This window comes from Streptomyces sp. S3(2020), from assembly GCF_013044505.1.
Taxonomy (GTDB): Bacteria; Actinomycetota; Actinomycetes; order Streptomycetales; family Streptomycetaceae; genus Streptomyces.
This window is the reverse complement of sequence record NZ_JABERD010000019.1, coordinates 1-21,339: the sequence shown is the minus strand read 5'-3', so window position 1 is coordinate 21,339 and position 21,339 is coordinate 1. Positions and strand designations below refer to the sequence as shown.

Sequence of the window (21,339 nt, the reverse complement as noted above, 5' to 3'; positions counted from 1 at the left end):
GCGCCCGTTGAACAACTGTGGCGCAGCACACGTTTCTTGAAGGTATGGAGGAGCCCCTGATACCGCTTGGTCTCATGTCCCACACCGCTCACATACGCAGCCACCGGAAACCCCGCCGCAGCGCGACGACTTCGATCGCCGTGCGCGCCGGAGTCGCCGGTGGCGTCCTCAGCATGGCAGCGGCGGGCGCGTCGGCCACGGCGTACGCCGCCGAGTCGACGACGCAGACCCTCGAACTGCCCACCCTGACGGCCGACCTGGCCGTCCAGGTCGCCGAGTCCGCGGACGCCACGCAGCAGGCGGCCGCGAACTACGAGCTCCAGGCCGAGCGCGACGCGGCAGCCGCCGCGGCCGCCAAGGAGGCCAAGAAGGACCTCGCCGACGCGAAGAAGAAGGCAGAGGCCAAGAAGAAGGCGGAGGAGGCCCGCAAGGCCGCCGCCGAGGCCGCCGCCTCGCGTTCCTCGGAGCGGAGCACCCTCTCCACCACGACGACCGCCTCGGCACCCGCCAGCGGCAGCGTCGCCACGGTCATCGCCTTCCTCAAGGCACAGGTGGGCGACGCCTACGTCATGGGCGCCACCGGGCCCAACGCGTGGGACTGCTCCAGCCTGGTCCAGGCCGCGTTCAAGCAGGTCGGCGTCGAACTGCCGCGTGTCTCGCAGGACCAGTCGATGCAGGGCACCGACATCCCGCTGTCGCAGATCCAGGTCGGCGACATCCTGTACTGGGGCGGCAAGGGTTCCGCCTACCACGTGGGCGTCTACATCGGTAACGGCCAGTACCTGGACGCGGCCAACCCCTCCAAGGGTGTCGTCATCCAGGACCTGTCCGGATACCCGGCGTCGGGCGCGGTGCGCGTACTCTGACGAGCGCGCACACGCGTACGTACGGAACGTCGGAAGGGCCGCAGCCGCTCGGGGGCAGCGGCCCTTCCGCCCTTTCCGGAGCCCGCCCGAGGCCGGGGCCGAGGACAGGACCGAGGACAGATCGCCCGAATTGTCCGCACACGGCGGTGCGTTGAGGAAGAAGTTCGGCGCCTCTGTGCGGGCCGTGTGGCGGTTGTGGAGCACGCCCACGGGGTGGATGGCGAGTTACTCCCGGTCCCGCGGCTCCGGGCCGCCCAGGCCCCTTCGTCGCCGTACTTGCAGACGGTGCCGCTCCGGCCGGAACCGTCCGCGGGTGTGGCCGTCGCGCTGCTCCGTGTGGTCTGTTGTCGTGGGCACCGGCCCACCGCTCACAGCATCCGCACGACGAGGAGAGACATGCCCAGCGTGTTCGTACAAGGCAGGCCGAACGACTCCTACCCCCGCCTCGCGCCCGAGGCCCGGCGCGGACAGGTGCGGCGCATCACCGAGGTCGGCGAAGAGGTCCTGCACAAGCCGTGCCGGGACGTGACCGAGTTCGGGCCCGATCTCGCGGCGCTCATCGCCGACATGTTCCTGACGATGTACATCGCGGACGGGGCCGGGCTCGCGGCGAACCAGGTCGGCGTGGATCTGCGGCTGTTCGTGTACGACTGCCCGGACGACGACGGGACCCGGCACGTCGGGCACATCGTCAACCCGGTGCTGGAGCAGCTCGATCCGGCCGGGCGCAGGCTCCTCGACGACAGCGAGGGGTGCCTGTCGGTGCCGGGTGCCACCATGGACGTACCGCGTCCGGACCGGGCCGTCGTGCGTGGACTCGACAAGAACGGCGAGCCGGTCACGATCGAGGGAACCGGCTACTTCGCCCGCTGCCTCGCCCACGAGACCGACCACGTCGACGGACACGTCTACCTGGACCGGCTCTCCAAGCGCGAACGCAAGGACGCGCTACGGCAGGTGGCGGACCGGCGGGAAGAGGTCTTCGCGCGCCGGGCCGCCAACATCGAAGCGCTGAACGGTTAGTCCCCAGAGACCGGTTCAGGCCTTCGGTGCCACCTTGCTCAGCCCGTTGATGATCCGGTCCATCGCGTCGCCGCCCGTCGGGTCGGTGAGGTTGGCCAGCATCTTCAGGGTGAACTTCATGAGCAGCGGGTGGGTGAGGCCGCGCTGGGCCGCGATCTTCATGACCTTCGGGTTGCCGATGAGCTTCACGAAGGCGCGGCCCAGCGTGTAGTAGCCGCCGTAGGTGTCCTTGAGGACCTGCGGGTAGCGCTGGAGGGCGATCTCACGCTGGGCCGGCGTCGCCCGCGCGTGGGCCTGGACGATGACGTCGGCGGCGATGTTGCCGGACTCCATGGCGTAGGCGATGCCCTCGCCGTTGAAGGGGTTCACCATGCCGCCGGCGTCGCCGACCAGGAGCAGGCCCTTGGTGTAGTGGGGCTGGCGGTTGAAGGCCATCGGCAGGGCGGCGCCGCGGATCGGGCCCGTCATGTTCTCCGGCGTGTAGCCCCACTCCTCCGGCATCGACGCGCACCAGGCCTTCAGCACCTCGCGCCAGTCGAGTTCCTTGAAGGAGTCGGAGGTGTTGAGCACGCCGAGGCCGACGTTCGAGGTGCCGTCGCCCATGCCGAAGATCCAGCCGTAGCCCGGCAGCAGCCGGGGCTCGGGCCCCCGGCGGTCCCACAGCTCCAGCCAGGACTCCAGGTAGTCGTCCTCGTGGCGCGGCGACTCGAAGTACGTGCGGACCGCCACGCCCATGGGACGGTCCTCGCGGCGGTGCAGGCCCATGGCCAGGGACAGCCGGGTGGAGTTGCCGTCGGCCGCGACCACGAGCGGCGCGTGGAAGGTGACCTCCCGCTTCTCGCCCGTGTCGCCGATCTTGGCGTGCACGCCGGTGATACGACCGGTGCGGTCGTCGACGATCGGGGCGCCGACGTTGCAGCGCTCATAGAGCCGGGCGCCCGCCTTCTGCGCCTGACGGGCGAGCTGCTCGTCGAAGTCGTCGCGTTTGCGGACGAGGCCGTAGTCCGGGAAGGAGGCGAGTTCCGGCCAGTCCAACTGGAGGCGGACGCCGCCGCCGATGATGCGCAGGCCCTTGTTGCGCAGCCAGCCCGCTTCCTCGGAGATGTCGATACCCATGGCCACCAGCTGTTTGGTGGCGCGCGGGGTGAGGCCGTCGCCGCAGACCTTCTCGCGCGGGAACGCCGTCTTCTCCAGGAGAAGCACGTCGAGTCCGGCCTTGGCGAGGTAGTACGCGGTCGTGGAGCCGGCCGGCCCCGCGCCGACGACGATGACATCGGCGGTGTTTTCGGAGAGGGGCTCAGTCACGACGGTCACGGCGGGATCTCCCCAAGTTCGCAATCTGCGTGCCGACCGGCACTGGACATGGGCAGTCTATTCAGCACGATCGATCACCCGGCTGAAGGGCTGCCCCGCGAACCGAGCTCCCTGCGCCCGACCCTTGATCCGTGACGCAGAGTGATAATCGGCTACAGAAAAACACACAGCGCTTCCAGGTAGCGCCCCAGTGCGGTTACCCTGCCAGTACCGCTGGGGGTGACATCTGTGCGAATAACACCCAAAACGCCCGAAGTGCGCGTCCCTCGTCTGGTCGGCCTGATGGCCGTCGACGCGCGCGAGACGGCCAAGGCACAGGGCCTGTTCATCAATGCGCCGGACCGGCAGGACTTCCATCTCGCCGTCGTCGACTACGTCGTCCGCCAGTACCCGCAGCCCGGCGCCGAGGTGCCGCGGGAATCGATGGTCTACGTCTGGTTGGACTTCGGCCCGGGCGAGGGCGGCGGAGGCATCCGTGAGCCGCGCGTGCCGAAGCCGTCGGGCGGCGGGTTGCAGCGTGAGCTGGACGAACCGGGCGACCCCTGCACCGTCGGGATCGGCCCGCCGTGAGCCCTGGGCCGCCCTGAGCCGTCAGCGAGCCGTCAGCGCCTGTCCTGACTTGAGCCCTCAGTCCGTCTTGAACCCGCGGTGCAGGGCCACGACCCCGCCCGTCAGGTTCCGCCACGCCACCTTCGACCAGCCCGCCTTCTGGAGCCGCTCGGCCAGCGCGGGCTGGTCCGGCCAGGCGCGGATGGACTCGGCGAGGTAGACGTACGCGTCGGGGTTCGAGGACACCGCACGGGCCACCGGCGGCAGGGCGCGCATCAGGTACTCGGTATAGACCGTGCGGAAGGGCGCCCAGGTCGGATGCGAGAACTCGCAGATCACGACCCGGCCGCCGGGCTTGGTCACCCGGTACATCTCGCGCAGCCCGGCGTCGAAGTCCTGCACGTTGCGCAGCCCGAAGGAGATCGTGACGGCGTCGAAGGTGTCGTCCTTGAACGGCAGCTTCGTCGCGTCGCCCGCCGTCAGCGGCAGCCACGGATGGTTCCTCTTGCCGACCCTGAGCATGCCCAGCGAGAAGTCGCAGGGGACGACATACGCGCCGGTCTGCGCGAAGGGCAGGGACGAGGTGGCCGTACCGGCCGCCAGGTCCAGGATCTTCTGCGCGGGCCGGGCGTCGACCGCCCTGGCGACCTCCTTGCGCCACGCCCGGTCCTGGCCGAGCGACAGCACGTCGTTCGTCAGGTCGTACCGTTCCGCCACGTCGTCGAACATCGAGGCGACTTCGTGCGGCTGCTTGTTCAGGGAAGCGCGGGTCACCCGGCCATTCTTGCAGTACGACGTCCAGGGGCCGCTCAGGGGAGGAGCTTCGGTTTCTTCTTCGCCGCCACGTCCTCCACCCATCCGCAGGCCAGGACGAACACCGCGATCAGCACCCACCCGATCCCGAACATGAACCACTGGCTCTCCAGCGGCAGGTACATCTCGAACGCGCGCACCTTCCAGAACTGGTCGATCAGCGGCACCGCGAGGATCAGCGCGATCTCGTGCCAGAGGTAGATCGTCACGGCCCGCGCGTTGAAGACCGTGACGACCCGGTCGAGCCGCTTGAACCGGGTCAGCCACGCGAAGTCGATCCCGAAGTGCGCCTTCGCCCAGAACAGCAGCATCACGAACCCGGCCGACCAGAAGGCCTGCGCGAGCGGGATCTCGTCGAGGTCGTAGGTGCCGACCTCGCCCTGGTGGGAGAAGGCGTACCAGCCGCCGTAGCCGATGGCGGCGAAGGACAGGACGACCACGAGCACCGGTTTCATCTTCTGGAGCACGCCGTCGCGGTGCGCGAAGCCGAGGATCCAGCAGAAGAGGTACGTGGAGAAGTCCCACAGTTCGTTGCCGAGCCGGCCCTCGGGCCCGGACCACACGAAGTTCAGGACCAGGATCGGCACGAGGGACAGGAGCAGCATCGGGATCCGGGCGAGCCGGAACACCTTGAGCAGCAATGGCGACAGCAGTACGAAGCACAGGTAGGTGCGCAGGTACCAGAGGATCTCCCAGGCCTGGACGCCCCATTTGTTGCCGATGGGATCGGCGACCGGCACGACCCAGAAGACGATCTGCCAGTGCGGTATCCACCCGTGGATCATCATCGCGAGGATGACGAAGGCGCCCCAGAACCAGAAGGGCGGCAGCAGTCGGCGCATCCGGCTCCTGATCACCTTCACCGGCGGCCGCTCCAGCGACTTCGCCATCAGGGTGCCGGCCAGGCCGAACATGATCCCCATGGAAGGGAAGACCATGCCGCACCAGGCCCAGCCGAAGGTGTGGTACGTGACGACCCGGATGAGGGCGACCGCCCTCAGGGTGTCGAAGTAGCGGTCGCGACCGGCGGGCTTGGGCTGCGGCTTCTCCTCCGCCGCCTCCTCCGCCGGCTTTTCCCCTACGACCGCTACTTCGGGCTCCGGTTCCGGCTCCACCGCGGGCAGCGGCGCCGTCTGCTCCCACTGCCCGTAGTCCACGTACTGCTGCGGATACGGCTGCTGGTAGGGCTGTTGCGGATACGTCTGCTGCGGATAGGTCTGCTGCGGGTATGCCTGCTGGTCATAGCCGCCGTACCCGTTGCCGTGATCCTGCTGGTAGTCCTGTGGCTGGTAGTCCTGTGGCCGATACCCCTGCTGCTCCTGCCCCCAGCTCATCAGCTCGCCCCCGCCGGTGTCCCGACCTCGCCGGTGCGCTTCAGCTTCTGCCAGCGCAGCCGGCCGCCCGTGAGGGCCGTGATGCAGGAGTGGATGAGGACGAGGTACATCATCTGCCGGTAGGCCAGCTGCTGGAGCGGCATCATCAGGAGATAGCGGTACTTCTCCTTGTCGAGGCGGAAGGCGTACGCGGCGCAGACCAGCTGCACCGCCAGCACCGCGAGCCAGGCCAGCAGCGCCGCCTGGAAGTCGATGAAGATCATCGAGTACGCGGTGAAGACGTCGATCAGCGGGGCGAAGACCGGCGTGACGATCTGGAAGATCACCACCAGCGGCATCCCGACGCGGCCGAAGCGGCCCGAAGGACCCTTGTCGGTCAGGGACTTGCGGTGCTTCCACAGCGCCTGCATGGTGCCGTACGACCAGCGGTAGCGCTGCGACCACAGCTGCTTGAGCGACCCTGGCGCCTCCGTCCAGGCCTTGGCGTGCTCCTGGTACACGACCCGCCAGCCCGCGCGGTGCATGGCGATGGTGATGTCCGTGTCCTCGGCGAGCGTGTCCTCGCTCATGCCGCCGACCTCCAGGACCGCCTCGCGGCGGAACGCGCCGATCGCGCCCGGGATCGTCGGCATGCAGCGCAGCAGGTCGTACATACGGCGGTCCAGGTTGAAGCCCATCACGTACTCGATGTGCTGCCAGGCGCCGATGATCGTGTTGCGGTTGCCCACCTTGGCGTTGCCGGCGACCGCGCCGACGTCGGGGTCGGCGAAGGGCTGCACCAGCTGGTGCACGGCGTCCGGCTCGAAGACGGTGTCGCCGTCCATCATGATGACGATGTCGTAACTCGCGTTGCGCACCCCGTTGTTGAGGGCGGCCGGCTTGCCCGCGTTCTCCTGGCGGATGACCCGGACGTTCGTCATGCCGAGTTCGAGGGCCGCGTTGCGCGAGATCTCGGACGTGCCGTCCGTCGAACCGTCGTCGACGACGATGATCTCGATCGGATGGGTGCTCTGCGCCAGCGACTTGAGCGTGTTGGCGATGCACTCCTTCTCGTTGTACGCCGGGACGATCACGCTCACCGGCCGGGTGACCGTCGGCCCCCAGCTGAAGCGGCGTTTGTTGCGCTGTCTGTAGTGACGTCGGGCGAGGATCAGCATCATCCCGAACCGCCCCATGACGGCCACGCCGACGACCATGAGGCCGACCGACAGGGCGGGTACGGCGTACTCGGCGACGGCGACGGCCGCGAGCAGGGCCTTGCCCTCGTAGAGGGTCGCGCCGGTGGCCTCGCGGTGGGCGGCCTGGAGGCTGGAGGCACCGGACGCGCCCCCACCCGGCTGCTGACTGTTCTGTTGGCCGTTCTGCTGGCCGTTGGCACCCGTCGGCGCGCCCGCCGCCTGCGCGTTGCCCGCCTGCTCCTCCTCGATCACCCCGCTGATGGTGGTGAAGGTGTACCCCTTCGCCTTCATCTTCTCGATGTACTTGGGCAGCGCCTTGATCGTCTGCGAGCGCTCACCGCCGGCGTCGTGGAAGAGCACGGAGGCACCGTCGTCGTCGTCCGGCGTCGCCCACTTGACGATCTTCGCGACACCCGGCTTCTTCCAGTCGTCGCTGTCGGTGTCGACGAAGACGCTGGTGTAGCCGTCCTCGCCGAGCTTCTCGTAGACGGGCCAGCTGTAGTTGTCGATGGCGTCCGTCTCCGAGGAGTACGGCGCCCGGAACAGCGTGGTGGTGATGCCGGCGGCGCCCGCGAGAGCCAACTGGGTCTGCTGCATCTCACGGTTGACCCGGGCGTCGCTCTGGTAGGAGAGGTCGACGTGGGTGAAGGTGTGGATGCCCACCTCGTTGCCCTGCTCGACCATGTCCTTCACGATCCCCGGGTAGCGCGAGACCATCGAGCCGACCACGAAGAACGTGGCGGGGACGTCGTACTCCTCCAGGATCTTCAGCACCTGCGGGGTGTACGTCGGGTTGGGCCCGTCGTCGAAGGTCAGCGCGATCGTCTTGTCCGGGACGGAGATGCTGGTCGCCGAGCCGCCGCGGAAGCTGACGATCGGGCCGCCGTCGAGGACCTTGTCCGGCACCTTGCTGGAGCTGGCCCCGTCGCGGACCCGCTCGTCGCCGCCGACCTCGGCGCGCAGATAGCCGTCGAGCAGCATCACGCTGGTCAGCGCGAGCAGGAGCAGGCCGGCGAGGAGGACGCGCGGCTTCTGGAGCGCCGCGGCCTTGCCGGCCGCCCGTCCCAGACGGGAGGGGGCGCGGCGGCGGCCGCGGGAGGGAGTCGTCGTAGTCATAGCGGTGGCTGCGCTCCGGTCAGTTGGCGGTCGCGGAGGCCGAGGGGGTGGGCACGCCCGACGGCAGCGCGGGCGGGGAACCGCTGGGCTTCACGCTGTTGCCGATGCCGCCCTGCGGCTGGGTGCCGGGTCCGTTGCCGTTCTGGACACCCGGACCGCCCTGGCCCTGGCCGCCTCCGAAGGGCAGCAGCGAGGACGGGTTCGAGGTGCCGATGCCCATGAAGGCGAGGCCCAGGACGACGGCGTACCCCACACACAGGACACCGACGAGAAGACCGATCCGGCGCAGCAGCTTGGAGCGGCGTCCGGAGTTGTCAACGAACACGGGTCCGTCGGCGGACTCGTTGCCGCGGCGTTTGCGACGGCGACCACGTTCGGCGCGGTTTTCGATGGCAGGCTCGGAATGCATTCCCCGGACGTTAGAGAGTCTTTATGTGTCCGAAACTCAGGTATTCATGTGAGGCGCTTATGAGAAACGTCTTAACCTGTCTCTTTCCTGAGAGTTCGCTGGAACGCCTGCGCAACTCCCGGGTAGGGGAAAGGGGTTGATTGTCCGCTTCGCGTGGTCGTATAGCCCGTTTTGTCCGCACGTGCCCATGAGCTCTCCGTGTAAATCCTGTCCTCATGAAGCTCAGCCTCGTGTGAGACATTTCCACTCGCCCAACACAGTTTGTTTCCATCCTGAGACAGAAATCACGAGAGCGGGTGCATGCGGAATGCGGCGTTTCCTACGGCCGGCGGCAGGGCTCAGTTGCCTGTTTGCCCTGGCCACGGCGGGTTGTTCCTCGAACACCGACACCACCTCGGAAGCGACGCCGACCCAGTCCGCCGAGGCATCCGCCGAGGCGTCCGAGGAGACGTCGTCGAGCACCTCGTACGCCCCCTACGTCAGCGCCACGGAGGCCTCCGACAACGACTCCGCCGGCTCGCCGACGACGTACAACCTGGCCTTCGTGATCGCGGACGGCAGCGACTGCACGCCGACGTGGAACGACTCGCACGCCATCGGCGACTCCTCGGTGGCGTCCCGGATCTCGCAGCTCAAGGAGGACGGCGCGAGTGTGCGGGTCTCCTTCGGCGGGGCGTCGGGCAAGGAGCTGGCGGAGAGCTGCGACAGCGCGTCGGCGCTCGCGAAGGCGTACGGCGAGGCGCTCGACGCGGCCGGCTCCACCCAGGCCGACTTCGACATCGAGGGGGACGCGCTGACGGACTCCGACTCGGTGGAACTGCGGTCGGAGGCCATCGCGTTGCTACAGGAGGAGCGGAGCGACCTGACGGTCTCCTTCACCCTTCCGGTGATGCCGTCGGGGCTCGACGACGACAGCCTCGCGCTGCTGGAGTCCGCCAACAACAGCGCGGTGCAGGTCTCGACGATCAACATCATGACCATGAACTACGGCGAGTCGTACGACGAGGACATGGGCGACTACGCGATCACGGCGGCGAAGGCCGCGCACACGCAGCTGATGGATGTCTTCGGCACCTCGGACGCCGTCGCGTGGCGGGCGATCGCGCTGACGTCGATGATCGGCGTCAACGACGTCGACAACGAGACGTTCACGTTGTCGGACGCGGCCCAGGTGCGTTCCTTCGCCGAGGAGAAGGAGATCGGGTGGGTGTCGATGTGGTCGACGTTCCGGGACCAGGCGTGCGTGGAGGGGGACTCCGATGAGGACGACGCGCTGACCAACTGCAGTGGGGTGGAGCAGAGTTCGGGCGCTTTCGCCGAGGCGTTCGCGGAGAACTAGCGTCTGCGGTGCACCAGTCGGCCGCCGAGGACCGTCGCGACGCACTCGCCGTTCTCGTCGAAGACGGCGAAGTCGGCGCGGCCGGCGTGGAGGAAGCCGTACCGGCGGTGGGTCGGCATGCTCGTCGGCACCACGACGATGTCGTTCCGGGCGGCCGCGGCCCGCAGTTCGGGGGTGTCGGCATGCTCCTCCAGGACGGCCGTCGCCCCCAGTTTCAGCACCGCGTGCATGCGCTCGCGCGGGGTCGGCGCATCCGGGAGCGGGCCCCGGTGGAGGAAGGCGGGGCCGAGGACGCCGGGCCAGTGCCGCACCCGGGCGTCCGGGAACTGCTCCCGCACCTCGGCCAGCGTCCCCATCCCGACGACCCGGTTGCCCTGCACGGCCACGGCGCCGCCCGGCACCGGCTCGAACTCCTCGTCCCACCCGTACCGCAGCGCGTCGGCGGCGTGGATCGTCAGCACCGGTACGTCAGTTGGAGGCGAGGATCTTCAGCTCGGGATGTGCCGTGCCGCCCTCGATCGCCGTGGAGGAGATGTGGGACATGACGCGCGCGTCGGCGGGGTCGTTCGCCGGGTCGTCGTGGACGACGAGGTGCTCGTACGTGGTGGAGCGCTGGGCCGGGACCCGCCCCGCCGTACGGATCATGTCGATCATTTCCTGGAGGTTGGAGCGGTGCTTGGCGCCGGCCGCCGAGACGACGTTCTCCTCCAGCATGACCGAGCCGAGGTCGTCCGCGCCGTAGTGCAGCGTCAGCTGACCCGCGTCCTGGCCGGTGGTCAGCCAGGAGCCCTGGATGTGGGCGATGTTGTCCATGAAGAGCCGGGAGATCGCGATCATCCGCAGGTACTCGAAGATCGTGGCCTGGGTGCGGCCCTTCAGGTGGTTGTTCATCGGCTGGTAGAGGTACGGGATGAAGGCCCGGAAACCGCCGGTGCGGTCCTGGACGTCACGGATCATCCGCAGGTGCTCGATGCGCTCGGCGTTGGTCTCGCCGGTGCCCATGAGCATCGTCGACGTCGACTCGACGCCCATCCGGTGGGCGGTCTCCATGATCTCCAGCCAGCGCTCGCCGGACTCCTTGAGGGGCGCGATGGCCTTGCGGGGGCGCTCGGGCAGCAGCTCGGCACCGGCACCGGCGAAGGAGTCGAGACCGGCGGCGTGGATGCGCCGGATCGCGTCCTCCGCGCTCACCTTCGAGATCCGCGCCATGTGCTCGACCTCGGACGCGCCCAGCGAGTGGATCACCAGCTGCGGGAAGGCCTGCTTGATCGCGGAGAAGTGCTCCTCGTAGTACTCGACGCCGTAGTCCGGGTGGTGGCCGCCCTGGAACATGATCTGCGTACCGCCCAGCTCGACGGTCTCCGCGCAGCGGCGCAGGATGTCGTCGAGGTCGCGCGTCCAGCCCTTGTCCTTGGCCTTCGGCGGGGCGTAGAACGCGCAGAACTTGCACGCCGTCACGCAGACGTTCGTGTAGTTGATGTTCCGCTCGATGATGTACGTCGCGATGTGCTCGGTCCCGGCGTACCGACGGCGGCGTACGGCGTCGGCGGCGGCGCCCAGCGCGTGCAGCGGGGCGTCGCGGTACAGGTCGAGCGCCTCTTCAGGGGTGATCCTCCCACCGTCGGCGGCGCGGTCGAGAACGGACTGAAGGTCGGCCATCTCGGTCACCGGGCGTCCCTTTCGTCAAGGGTTGTGGACGGACTGATCCAGCCTACGCCAGCCGGTTCGGGGCGCCGACGTCAGGCCGCGTACGCGCCGATCAGGACCCCCACGAACGCCCCCATGATCAGGAACGGCCCGAACGGGATCGACGTCTTGCGCCCCGCCTTCCGCGCCACGATCAGCGCACCGCCGTACAGCGCCCCCAGCAGGAACCCGGCGAAGGTCCCGAGCATGACCGTCGGCCACCCGTACCAGCCCAGTACCGCCCCGGTCCCGAGCGCGAGCTTCACATCGCCGAAGCCCATGCCGGCGGGGTTGATCAGGAACAGCACGAAGTAGCCGCCGCCGAGCGCGAGGGCGCCCAGGAGTGCCGTCAGCCACTCCCCGGTGTGCTCGGGCACGAAGGAGACCACGCCCAGCAGCGCGAGCGCGGCGCCCGCGAGCGACAGGGTCAGGGCGTCGGGCAGCCGCTGCACCCGCAGGTCGACCACGGCCAGCAGGACGCCGACGGGGGCGAGCAGCAGCCAGACGGCGATCTCGGGCCGGGTGCCGGTGGCGGCGGCGAGGGCGGCGCAGACGACGGCGGTGACGGCGGCGAGAAGGGCGGCGGGAGGACCGTAGGACCGCGCTTCGCACTGCCTGCACCGGCCCCGCCCGAGCCACCCCGTGACCTGGTGGCCGCCGGGGCACACCGTGCGCCAGTCCTCCCCCGCCGGGACGGAGAACCGATAGGCGGCCCTCGGCAGGAGCGCGCCCGCCGCCGCGCCCCACAGCGCGGCGGCGATCACGAGAAGGGGGGTCATCCCACGGCCGCGACGCCGTTGCGCCACGTCGGCAGGAGCTCGTCGAGCAGTGCCTCGGTGCGCGGCGGCAGTCCGCGGGCCCCGCTGCGGCCGATGAGGTCGGCGGCGAGGGCCTGGAGCCGGTCGGTGTCGCCGGTGGCGTGGGTGGCGCGGAGCAGTTCGTGCCAGAGGCGCTCGTCGCCGGGCGCGGAGTTCAGGGCGGCGCCGAGGGCCTCGATGGCCTTCTCCGCGCGGTCCTTGACGAGGTGGAACTCGGAGAGCGCGAGCCCGATGTCCGCGACGAGCAGCGGGAGTTGGGCGTCGATGATCTCGTGCGTGAGCCAGCGGTAGCGTCCCTCCTGCCGGTCGGCGAGCAGCGGCCCGCGCACCAGCACCAGCGCGTCGGTGAGCAGCCGCCCGCGCACGGCACGGCTGTCGACACCGCGGCCCTGTGTGGCCTCGTGGTAGAGGGAGCGCAGGACGTCGAGGTCGGAGACGACGGTCTTGGCGAGCGTGAGCCGGCCGGTGCTGTCGGTCCTGAGGCGCGGCGAGCCGTCGGGGTCGGTGCCGAGCCAGGCCCGGAGCCGGTCGAGGAGGGCCTCGCGTACGTCGTCCGTGACGCCGCGCGGCCAGAGCGCGGAGGACAGCACGCGCGGGTGCACGCCCTCGCGGTGCAGGAGCAGCAGAGCGAGCGCCTCGTGGAGCAGGGCGCTGCGGTCGCCGTCGGGGGTGTCCAGACCGATGATCTCGTACGGCCCGACGAGCCGCGCGTACACCGCGGGCCGTCCCTGCTCGCTGATGTCGACGAGGAACGGGGGCGTGGTGGCCGGTCCCTGCGGTTCGCGCTCCGGGTCGGACTCGACGAACAGTTCGACGACCGCGCGCTGGAGGGGTACGGGCAGGAGCTGGGCGTCGAGTTCGAGGCCGAGCAGCGGGGCGAGCAGCTTGCCCTCGCCGGTGATCTCCATCTCCCAGGCGGCGCCGGGCAGATCACCGCTCTCGGTGCCGACGAGGTAGCCGATGCCGAGCCGGCTGGCGTCGGCGGCGAGCTCGGCGAGCTTGATCGCGTCGTCGGCGGAGGGCTCGGCGGCGAGGAGGACGAGGTGCGGGGCCCAGCGGGTGTGCTGGGCGGGGCCGGTACGGCCGGTGAGGACCGAGTCGTGCCCGGCGGCCCCCAGCGCGCCGCGCCGCTGCCGGGTCTCGGCCTCCATGGTCTCGACGAGGTCGTCGATCCCTTCGAGGTGCCGGAGCCGGTTGGGCGCGAGGGGCGTGAGGTCCTCGCCGAAGCCGACGAGGGTGATGGTCATACGGTCCGACCAGCCGTTGGTGGCCAGTTCGGCGGCGACGGAGGCGAAGACGGCGGCGCGGTCGGCCTCGCGGCCGCTCAGCGACACGATGCCGGGCACCGACTCCAGGTTGAGCAGCAGGCGGGAGTCGTCCATGGTGCCGAGGCTGACGAGGCCGGGGTAGGGGGCGGCGGCGTCGACGTCCTCGTACCGCTCGGCGTCGGTGCGCGCGAGCATCCAGAACGTCTGGTCCTGCCCGAGCTGCCAGGGGGCCGGCGGGTTTCCGGACGGCTGGGCGAGCTGGAGGTGGAGGTCGCCGTTGTTGCTGAGCCAGGTCGCGTAGACGGTGGGCAGGGGGCGGGACTCGGCGGCGAGGGAGGCGGCGAGTCCGCGCAGGGAGCGGTCGAGCAGGCGTACGCCTTCGGGGTCGGCGCCCACGAGCAGCGCGTCCTGTGCGTCGGCGGCGTCCCCGGTCGGCGTGGGCGGCTCCATGCCGCGCCGGCCGCCGACGGCACCGAAGGCCGACTGCCACAGGGCCTGCCGGCGGCGGCGCCCGAGGGCGCCGAGGAGACCGGCGGCGAGGAGGGGGGCGCCGACGAGGGCCTGCGGGAGGCCGAAGGCGTCGGAGGCGCTGTCGGAAGCGGTGGCGTGCTGCTGGTGACCGCCGGTCTGCTGGTCGGGTGCGGGGCGCTGCTCGGGAAGGGAGACCTGGGCGGCGCCGCCCTGCTGTCCGCCACCCTGCTGTCCGCCGCCCTGTGCGTGACCGCCGCCCCCTCCGGCCTGGTCACCACCGGCCTTGCCGTAGTCGTGGAGCTGCTGCTGGGCGGCGGAGCCACCCGCCTCGGGCATCTCGACGAGGTCCCCGCCGCGGGCGTCGCCCGGCATCTCCATGATCCAGCCGGGCCGGATGAGGCTGGCCTCGGACAGCTTGGAGCCGTCCGGCTGCACCCGGTCCTTGTTGAGGTCGAAGATCTCCTTGTACCGGCGTCCGTCACCGAGGTGCCGTTCGGCGATCTCCCAGAGGGAGTCGTGGTGACGGCCCTCGGGCGGCTGGATCCGGTAGTACTTCGTGTCGTCGGCTTTGGACGCGCTGCCCCCGGTGTCGGCGTGCGCGGCGGCCGCACCGGCTGCCTGCTCGGCGAGGGCGGCGGCGGTGCTGGCGGCCTGCTCCTGCTGCTGGGCGAAGAGGCCGCCGCCCGGGGTCTGTTGCGCGGCGGCGACCGTGCCCTTCTGGTTCCCCTCCATGCTGTGCCCGAGCTGGGACAGCCCCGGGGTGAGGCTGGCGGCGGTGGCGCCGATGAGCAGGAGGGCGGCGACGAGCTGCCGGGCGAGGAGCTGGCTGGGGCCGGAGCCGGGAACGCGGCCGGGGACGCCGATGCCGGAGACCGCGGCCTTTATCTCGACGAGCACACAGGCGGTGAACTGGGCCCACGCGAGCCACACGATGACCGTGAGGATGTTCAGGAAGGTGCCGGTGGTGATGGGCTTCTGCAACCACTCCAGCTCGGGCACCCCGCTGGGCAACGGCCACCCGACGGACATGGCCAACGCACCCGGCACTCCCACGACCAGCACGAGCAGCGCGACGAACGCGAAGAACGCCTTGACGAAGTCCCCGAACGAACGCCGTCGGATCCGCACGGCCTGCGGGGTCCGGTTCCTCGGGGTACTCGGGCTGCCCGTCGAGCTTCCCGTCGAGCTTGACGAGCTGGAAGTGCGGCGTCGCGGCATGGCGGGTGTCCTGGGTGGTGTGTGGAGGGAGTGGGTGAAGGGGTCCTGAGGGTGTCCTGAGGGGTGTGCTGAGCCTACAGAGATCTTATGTACGACGTCGAAGGTCGGGCAGGGGCCTGTGGACAACCTCCCGGATCACTTCCTCACGACCTGCCGGACATGCCCGAGTTGACGCCCCTTTGAGCTCGCGCCGATCGCTCTGTTCGCAATCGCCACGCCACACCCTCACGCTCTCTACACAATCCCCCGCAGGTGATCAAAGGCCCATCACCGGCCCCTGATAGCTTCGTTCCCCATTGCACACGCCGACCTCCGGGGGAGATCCATCGTGGCCCGCCGCGCCCTGCCCGCCACCGCCGCCGCGTTCGCCATGGCGGCGACCCTTGTGCTCACCGCGTGCGGTGGGGGTGACGAGGGGGCTCCGGACGACATCAAGGGCGCGGACGGGACGTCGGACAGTCCATCGGCCAGTCCATCGGCCTCGGCTTCGGCTTCGGCCTCGACGTCGACGCCGGAAGGCGCCCCCGACATCAGCGCTCCGAAGGACCTCGACCTGGTCTTCGACTTCGACGAGCCGTCCGACGCGAAGCACGCGGCGGCTCTCGCCGGCGCGCAGAACTACATCCGTGCGCTGGATCACGGCATCGACGAGCAGGACCCGAACGACCCGGCGTACCAGTACTACTCGCTCAACCAGGCCGCGCAGTACGCCAAGTCGCAGATCGAGACCTGGAAGAAGGGCGGCTGGACCGTCACCGGGACGGACAAGTACTACGACGAAGAGGTCAGCACGCTCAGTGGTGGCCAGGGCGTCCTGGTCGCGTTCTGCCGGAACCAGGCCAAGTTCTACGGCAAGGAGATCAAGAGCGGGAAGGTCCTCTACTCGGAGGAGAACCTGAGCAGTTACCAGACGTTCCGGCTGCGTATGGTGCCGCCGTCCGGTTCCTCCGAGGTCTGGAGAGCCTGGAGCGTCGAGGTGGTGGGCAAGTCCAAGGAGTGCCGGTGAGTACGCCCGCGCGGCGGAGGCTGCGCCGGGGTGCCGCCGTCGGCGCGGCAGCGGTGCTGGGCGTCGGTGGCGCCGCTCACGCCAACGGGCCCGCCGACAACACGACTCCTCCCCCGGCCTCGGGCGACACGAACGGCACCGGAGAGCTGTCGGCCGCCGTCTCCCGGATCAAGGTCACCCAGCTCAGCGGTCCCACCGGCGACAGCACCGGCGGCCTCTCGTCGACGGACGTGAACTGGGAGCCCCCGGCCTGCTGGTACGAGCCCGTCTACACGCCGGCGCAGCTCAAGGCGTTCTCGGAGGGGGACAATCCGCTCGGGTATGTCGCCCCGCATGAGATGTGGGGAGGCCAGAAGCTGTGGACGGACCACTACCGGGACGGCAAAGCCGCCTACAACTACGAGGACGACTCCCTCGTGACGCGCGACGGCTACAAGGACTACAACACCGGCGAGGACGGCCTTCTGGCGTGGCGTGGCCCGCGATCCCGCCGACCGGGACTCCTTCGGCTGCGAACGCGTCATGTTCTGGCAGGACGCCGGCGAGATCCCCGACGTACCGAACGCCCCCACGGCGAAGACCCTCGCCGAGTACGCCTACGACAAGGTCAAGGTCCCGACCACCGAGATCGACCTGAAGCCGCGGACCAAGTCCACGGTGAACGCCCCGACCTGGGCCTGGCTGGACAAGGGCACCTTCCACGAGGTCAAGGTCCGCGCGGAGCTGCCGAACACGGGCCTGTGGGCGGAGACGACGGCCGAGCCGATCGCCCTGCACCTGGACCCGGGCACGGAGTACGCGCAGACGTACCCGGCCTCGGGTGCCTGCGGGATCAACGCCGACGGCTCGACCGGCACCCCGTACGTGAGGGGTGACTCCGACCGGACGCCACCGTGCGGCATCCGCTACCTCAAGGCCACGGACGGCACGCCGTACCGGCTGAGGGCGTCCATCACCTGGCAGATCACCTGGCAAGGCTCCGGCGGCACCGGCGGCGACCTGCCCGACGGCACGTTCGAGACGACGCAGGACATGACCGTCCAGGAGATCCAGTCGATCAACCGCTGAGCCACTGAGCCGCTGAGCCACTGAGCCGCAACAGCACGAGACAGTGCCCGCCGCTTCGACGCCCGCGTCGACCAAGGCGAACCGCCCAGGATCACACTTCCGAGCAGCTCCCTGCCCGCTGCTCCACCATCAGCCGACGCGTTACCCACCTGAACAGTTGTGAGAGAGAAGAGAGCCCGATGACGCCCCCCGCGCACACCCTCCGCTTCCGGCCCGGCCACCGCCTCGGCGCGACCCTGCTCGGCGTGGCCGTGGCGGTCAGTCTCACGGCATGCGGTGGCGGCGCGGGCTCCGACGGCGCGAACGGTGAGGCGTCCGCGAGCGCCGCTCCCCAGGGCGTGGTGACGGAGAAGGCCGCCGCCGCGGTGATGGACAACTACGAGAAGGTCAACAACAAGGCCAACGCGGCCTTGGACGAGAAGCTCCTGGGCACGGTCGAAGGGGGCCAGGTCCACGCGATGGACAAGGCCAACTACATCCTCGTCCCGACCTTCTCGGCAAAGGAACGGAAGGCCTACGCCAAGCCCTTCTCCTACCAGGACCGCCGGTACGTGATCCCGGAGAAGGGGACCGGCGACTGGTTCGCCGTCCAGGCCAGGTCCAGCGAGGACGAGAAGAGTTCGGTGCTGCTGGTCTTCGACAGGGTGGACGGGGCGTACAAGATGGTGCTGTCCCTGTGGGCCGACAGCGCGGAACCGTTCCCGAAGCTCGCCGTCGGCCAGGGCGGTCTGGCCCAGGCCGTCGACCCCGGCACGAAGGTCGGCGCGCTCACCCCGTCCGGTGTGGCCACCGCCTACGAAGACCTGCTCGCGACCGGGGGCACGAAGGAAGGCAAGAGCCTCGCCTCCACGGAGCCGGTCAGAAACGCTCTCAAGACCTACCAGAGCAGCAGCACCAAGGGTGCGGCCGACGGCGCCGCCACCCTGAAGTTCTTCACCAAGACCCCGGCCGACCCCAGCGTGTACGCGCTGCGCACCGCGGACGGCGGCGTCCTCGCCCTGTTCCCGGCCTCGCACACCCAGGAAACCCTGCTGAAGCCCGCCTACCGCTCCAACGCCGCACTCGTGCCGAGCGATGCGCAGTCCGCCCTCGGTGCCACGCGGGGCGCTGTGATCACCGACGAGTTCCAGGGCCAGGGCGTGGCCGAACTGACGCCGAAGTCCGCCCGGATCACGACCGTCGACTTCCAGCACGTCGATTCGCGGTGAGCCGCGCTTGAGGGTCGGGTCAGGCCAAGGTGTCGGCGAACAGGTCTTCCGCCTTCGTCGCGTGCACCGCCCGTTGCGCCCACGCTTCGAGCTGCGCCAGGTCGGTGCAGCCCTCCACCCGCCTTCGCACGGAGATCGGTACCGGGATATCGCGCCACTCGAGGATCCGCAGGATCATCGACAGCCGTTCCTGCTCCTGACCAAGCCCAAAGCCTTCTTCACGACCCTCTTCACGGCCTTCTTCACGACCCTCTTCACGGACCTTCTCGGCGACCTCGTGCCGGAAGAAGTAGTTCACCGACATCATCAGCTCCTTCCAGATCTGCCGTGCCTGGTCATCGACCAGACATGACTCCACGAACTGCGCGAGCATCCCCGCGCTGTCGGAATCGGTCGTCTCCAAGGCTGCCGCCAGCGGTTTCAGTAGGGCAGCGGCGCCCCTCCCGATACCATGCGTCATCGCCGAGAAGGCCGCGAGGAACACATCCCGTTTGGCCTCTTCCTCATCGGCGATGAGCGGCACGTTCTCCGGACTCAGCACGAGCGGCCGTACGGCGAGCGAGTGCCAGCCGGGCAGCCCCAACCGAATCGGCTCGGCCGCCCAGCGAGCCGTCGCCCTGCTCTGCGTCAGGACGATGAGCACCGGTTCCCAGCGGTACTTCGCGTAGAGATAGCTGAGGTAGTACGCCCAACTGCTCCGCTTGTCGTCGTCCGGCTTCCCCTGGGACTCGACGACCAGCAGATACGTCCCCTCGTCCGTCTCCGCCTGCAACAACGTGTCCACGCGCCGCTCGATCGGCTCGATCTCCGTCAGGTCGGCGTTGAGGACCGCGAATTCGCGAGGCTCGGGAATCGGGATACGCAGGACCCGTTGAAGGGTCCGCGTGAAACCCGCCGGGTCCTTCTGACTGAGCCGATGGAGACCTTCGTGCGACGAACCGACCATCCGCCCTCCTTTCCATACGACGTGATCAACGAGCTACGCCGCGACGAGGTCACACCAGACGAGCTTGCCCCGCTGGCCGTTCCGGGTGAGCGGCTGCCACCCCCAGAGGTCGGCACAGGCACGCACGAGGCCGAGCCCGCGCCCGTCCTCGGCGAGGTCGGGCATGTCGAACTCCCCCGGCGGCTCAGGCGGTTCGGGGTCCGCGTCCCACGCCCCGATCCGCAGCACACCGGCGGCCCACCGCACCCGCAGAGCGGCCGGACCCTGCGTGTGCCGCACGGCGTTGGAGACCAGCTCCGTCGCCAGCAGCTCGGCGGTGTCGACCAGGCGGATCAGGCCGTGCAGGGTGAGGATCAGCCGGAGGGTACGGCGGCAGACGGTGACGGCTCGGGGGTCGGCCGGGATGTACAGGGTGTACTCCCAGCGCTCGCTTTCGGGCATGGGTGAACTCCTGTGAGGAGTGAGGGGGTAGAGGCGGGCTCCGGCGGCAATGCCGCGACCGTCATGGCAGGACGGAGTGGTGCGCTTCCGGGGCCCGGGGTTCCGCAGGGTGTGCGTCGCGTCACCGACGGTAGACCTTATATTTAAGAAACGGCAAGCTGATCGCGTAACCTCCCCCTGAACGAGTCGACCCCACCCGCGCGTTGGACCAAGGAGCAGTCGATGGGGACCAAACGCCAACCGACAGCGCGACAGTTGCGTCTGGCGGTCGAACTACGTCGACTGAGAGAGGCCGCCGGCCTGAGCGCCCGAGAGGCGGCGGAGCTGCTCGGCGTGAACTCCGTCCAGATCAGCCAGATCGAGTCCGGCACCTCCGGTGTGAGCGAGCAGCGACTGCGCCGACTCGCGGCCCATTACGCCTGCACGGACCGCGACTTCGTCAGTGCGTTGGTCGCCATGGCCACAGACCGGACCCACGGCTGGTGGGAGGAGTACAGAGGGCACCTGCCCACATCGTTCCTGGACCTGTCCGAACTGGAGCACCACGCGACCCACCGCTGGGACGTCGACTTCCTGCACATCCCCGGCCTCCTCCAGACCGAGGACTACGCGCGGGCCCTCTTCTCGTGCCGAGTTCCCGAACTCCCCGACAGCGATCTCGAGTTGCGCGTCCGGCACCGCATGCAGCGGCGCGTCGTCATCGGAGAGGACCAGCCGGTCCCGTACGAAGCGCTGGTCCACGAGGCGGCGCTTCGGATCAGGGTCGGAGGCCGCAGCACCTCACGTTCCCAACTCGCCCGCATCCTGGAACTCTCCGAAGCGGATCACGTCACCGTACGCGTCATCCCCTTCGACCTGGAGAGCTTCGCCGACATCACGGCCGCCATGGTGTACGCGGGAGGTGCCGCCCCCAAGCTGGACACCGTGGTACGCGACGGACCCCACGGCACGCTCTTCATCGACTCCGAGGCACAGCTCAGCGTGTTCCGAACACTCTTCCGTAGGGTGGAGTCAGCATCACTCGACCCCGTGCGGTCGCGTGATCTCATCCACGGGCTGGCCAAGGAACTGTGAGGCACTCGATGACCACCCCCGACGCCTGGCGGAAGTCCTCCTACTCCGGCAGCGGCGACGGCAACGCCTGCGTGGAGATAGCGAACCTGCCCACCCGAGTAGCCATACGCGACTCAAAAACCCCCACCCACGCCACCCTCTCCCGGTCTCTTATACCCATCTCCGAGCCCACGACACCCCTGAGCAACTCCTAT

The 21,339-nt window shown here is 69.4% G+C and carries 19 protein-coding genes and 1 pseudogene; 9 read left to right on the top strand and 11 right to left on the bottom strand.

Translation table 11 applies throughout. The features are described from left to right. Window positions 1–44: 44 nt before the first annotated feature. Window positions 45–866 carry a C40 family peptidase gene (locus tag HLK59_RS09255; protein WP_171140814.1) on the top strand — a complete coding sequence of 274 codons (822 nt, stop codon included), beginning with the start codon at window positions 45–47 and terminating at the stop codon, window positions 864–866. A 396-nt stretch (window positions 867–1,262) separates the two neighbouring features. Next, on the top strand, window positions 1,263–1,889 hold the full coding sequence (gene def, locus HLK59_RS09250; protein ID WP_171140813.1) for a peptide deformylase: 627 nt from the start codon (window positions 1,263–1,265) through the stop codon (window positions 1,887–1,889). Between the two features lie 15 nt (window positions 1,890–1,904). Here the strand turns inward: def and HLK59_RS09245 are convergent, their stop codons facing one another. After that, on the bottom strand, window positions 1,905–3,194 hold the full coding sequence (locus tag HLK59_RS09245) for a geranylgeranyl reductase family protein (RefSeq protein WP_171140874.1): 1,290 nt from the start codon (window positions 3,192–3,194) through the stop codon (window positions 1,905–1,907). 264 nt (window positions 3,195–3,458) lie between these two features. Here HLK59_RS09245 and HLK59_RS09240 point away from each other — a divergent pair, with 264 nt between their 5' ends. Then, window positions 3,459–3,773: a PASTA domain-containing protein gene (locus HLK59_RS09240; RefSeq protein ID WP_171140811.1), complete on the top strand. Its 315-nt coding sequence runs from the start codon at window positions 3,459–3,461 to the stop codon at window positions 3,771–3,773. A 57-nt stretch (window positions 3,774–3,830) separates the two neighbouring features. Here HLK59_RS09240 and HLK59_RS09235 read toward each other — a convergent pair whose 3' ends face one another. Genes HLK59_RS09235 through HLK59_RS09220 form a run of 4 tightly spaced genes read right to left on the bottom strand, consistent with a single transcriptional unit; the run spans window position 3,831 to window position 8,602 of the window. Then, window positions 3,831–4,526 carry a demethylmenaquinone methyltransferase gene (locus tag HLK59_RS09235; RefSeq protein ID WP_171140809.1) on the bottom strand — a complete coding sequence of 232 codons (696 nt, stop codon included), beginning with the start codon at window positions 4,524–4,526 and terminating at the stop codon, window positions 3,831–3,833. A 35-nt stretch (window positions 4,527–4,561) separates the two neighbouring features. Then, entirely contained in the window at window positions 4,562–5,899 is a 1,338-nt protein-coding gene (locus HLK59_RS09230; protein ID WP_171140807.1) for an acyltransferase, read from the bottom strand. Then, the gene (locus tag HLK59_RS09225) at window positions 5,899–8,193 is read right to left on the bottom strand and encodes a glycosyltransferase (protein WP_171140805.1); all 2,295 of its coding nucleotides are present in this window, start codon (window positions 8,191–8,193) and stop codon (window positions 5,899–5,901) included. The genes HLK59_RS09230 and HLK59_RS09225 overlap by 1 nt, the downstream gene beginning before the upstream one ends. A gap of 19 nt (window positions 8,194–8,212) precedes the next feature. Further along, the gene (locus HLK59_RS09220) at window positions 8,213–8,602 is read right to left on the bottom strand and encodes a hypothetical protein (protein WP_171140803.1); all 390 of its coding nucleotides are present in this window, start codon (window positions 8,600–8,602) and stop codon (window positions 8,213–8,215) included. Window positions 8,603–8,909: 307 nt separating this feature from the next. On the opposite strand from HLK59_RS09220, the gene HLK59_RS09215 reads away from it, so the two are divergent. Further along, window positions 8,910–9,941: a chitinase gene (locus HLK59_RS09215; RefSeq protein ID WP_171140802.1), complete on the top strand. Its 1,032-nt coding sequence runs from the start codon at window positions 8,910–8,912 to the stop codon at window positions 9,939–9,941. Here the strand turns inward: HLK59_RS09215 and HLK59_RS09210 are convergent. From HLK59_RS09210 to HLK59_RS09195, 4 genes are all read right to left on the bottom strand, one after another. Continuing rightward, window positions 9,938–10,402: a hypothetical protein gene (locus HLK59_RS09210; RefSeq protein WP_171140801.1), complete on the bottom strand. Its 465-nt coding sequence runs from the start codon at window positions 10,400–10,402 to the stop codon at window positions 9,938–9,940. The genes HLK59_RS09215 and HLK59_RS09210 overlap by 4 nt on opposite strands. Before the next feature lie 7 nt (window positions 10,403–10,409). Then, window positions 10,410–11,609, bottom strand: coding sequence for a cyclic dehypoxanthinyl futalosine synthase (gene mqnC / locus HLK59_RS09205; RefSeq protein ID WP_171140799.1), 1,200 nt, complete (start codon window positions 11,607–11,609; stop codon window positions 10,410–10,412). A gap of 71 nt (window positions 11,610–11,680) precedes the next feature. Beyond that, the gene (locus tag HLK59_RS09200) at window positions 11,681–12,406 is read right to left on the bottom strand and encodes an A24 family peptidase (protein WP_171140798.1); all 726 of its coding nucleotides are present in this window, start codon (window positions 12,404–12,406) and stop codon (window positions 11,681–11,683) included. After that, complete coding sequence (locus HLK59_RS09195; RefSeq protein WP_171140797.1) at window positions 12,403–15,402, bottom strand: BTAD domain-containing putative transcriptional regulator; 3,000 nt, start codon at window positions 15,400–15,402, stop codon at window positions 12,403–12,405. Before HLK59_RS09195 ends, HLK59_RS09200 begins: the two co-directional genes overlap by 4 nt. Before the next feature lie 328 nt (window positions 15,403–15,730). Between HLK59_RS09195 and HLK59_RS09190 the strand changes: the two genes are divergently transcribed. From HLK59_RS09190 to HLK59_RS09180, 3 genes and pseudogenes are all read left to right on the top strand, one after another. Further along, on the top strand, window positions 15,731–16,408 hold the full coding sequence (locus HLK59_RS09190; RefSeq protein ID WP_171140796.1) for a hypothetical protein: 678 nt from the start codon (window positions 15,731–15,733) through the stop codon (window positions 16,406–16,408). Between the two features lie 56 nt (window positions 16,409–16,464). After that, window positions 16,465–17,476: pseudogene (locus HLK59_RS09185) on the top strand (hypothetical protein). 179 nt (window positions 17,477–17,655) lie between these two features. Continuing rightward, window positions 17,656–18,684: a hypothetical protein gene (locus tag HLK59_RS09180; RefSeq protein ID WP_171140795.1), complete on the top strand. Its 1,029-nt coding sequence runs from the start codon at window positions 17,656–17,658 to the stop codon at window positions 18,682–18,684. A 19-nt stretch (window positions 18,685–18,703) separates the two neighbouring features. On the opposite strand, the gene HLK59_RS09175 is transcribed toward HLK59_RS09180, so the two are convergent. Continuing rightward, window positions 18,704–19,630, bottom strand: a complete 927-nt coding sequence (locus tag HLK59_RS09175; protein ID WP_171140794.1) for a hypothetical protein — start codon at window positions 19,628–19,630, stop codon at window positions 18,704–18,706. 33 nt (window positions 19,631–19,663) lie between these two features. Beyond that, window positions 19,664–20,071 carry an ATP-binding protein gene (locus HLK59_RS09170; RefSeq protein WP_171140793.1) on the bottom strand — a complete coding sequence of 136 codons (408 nt, stop codon included), beginning with the start codon at window positions 20,069–20,071 and terminating at the stop codon, window positions 19,664–19,666. Window positions 20,072–20,293: 222 nt separating this feature from the next. Here HLK59_RS09170 and HLK59_RS09165 point away from each other — a divergent pair, with 222 nt between their 5' ends. Both HLK59_RS09165 and HLK59_RS09160 read left to right on the top strand, forming a co-directional pair. Next, window positions 20,294–21,145, top strand: a complete 852-nt coding sequence (locus tag HLK59_RS09165; RefSeq protein WP_171140792.1) for a helix-turn-helix transcriptional regulator — start codon at window positions 20,294–20,296, stop codon at window positions 21,143–21,145. An 8-nt stretch (window positions 21,146–21,153) separates the two neighbouring features. Next, the coding region (locus HLK59_RS09160; RefSeq protein WP_171140791.1) for a DUF397 domain-containing protein at window positions 21,154–21,339 on the top strand (186 nt) is incomplete at its 3' end.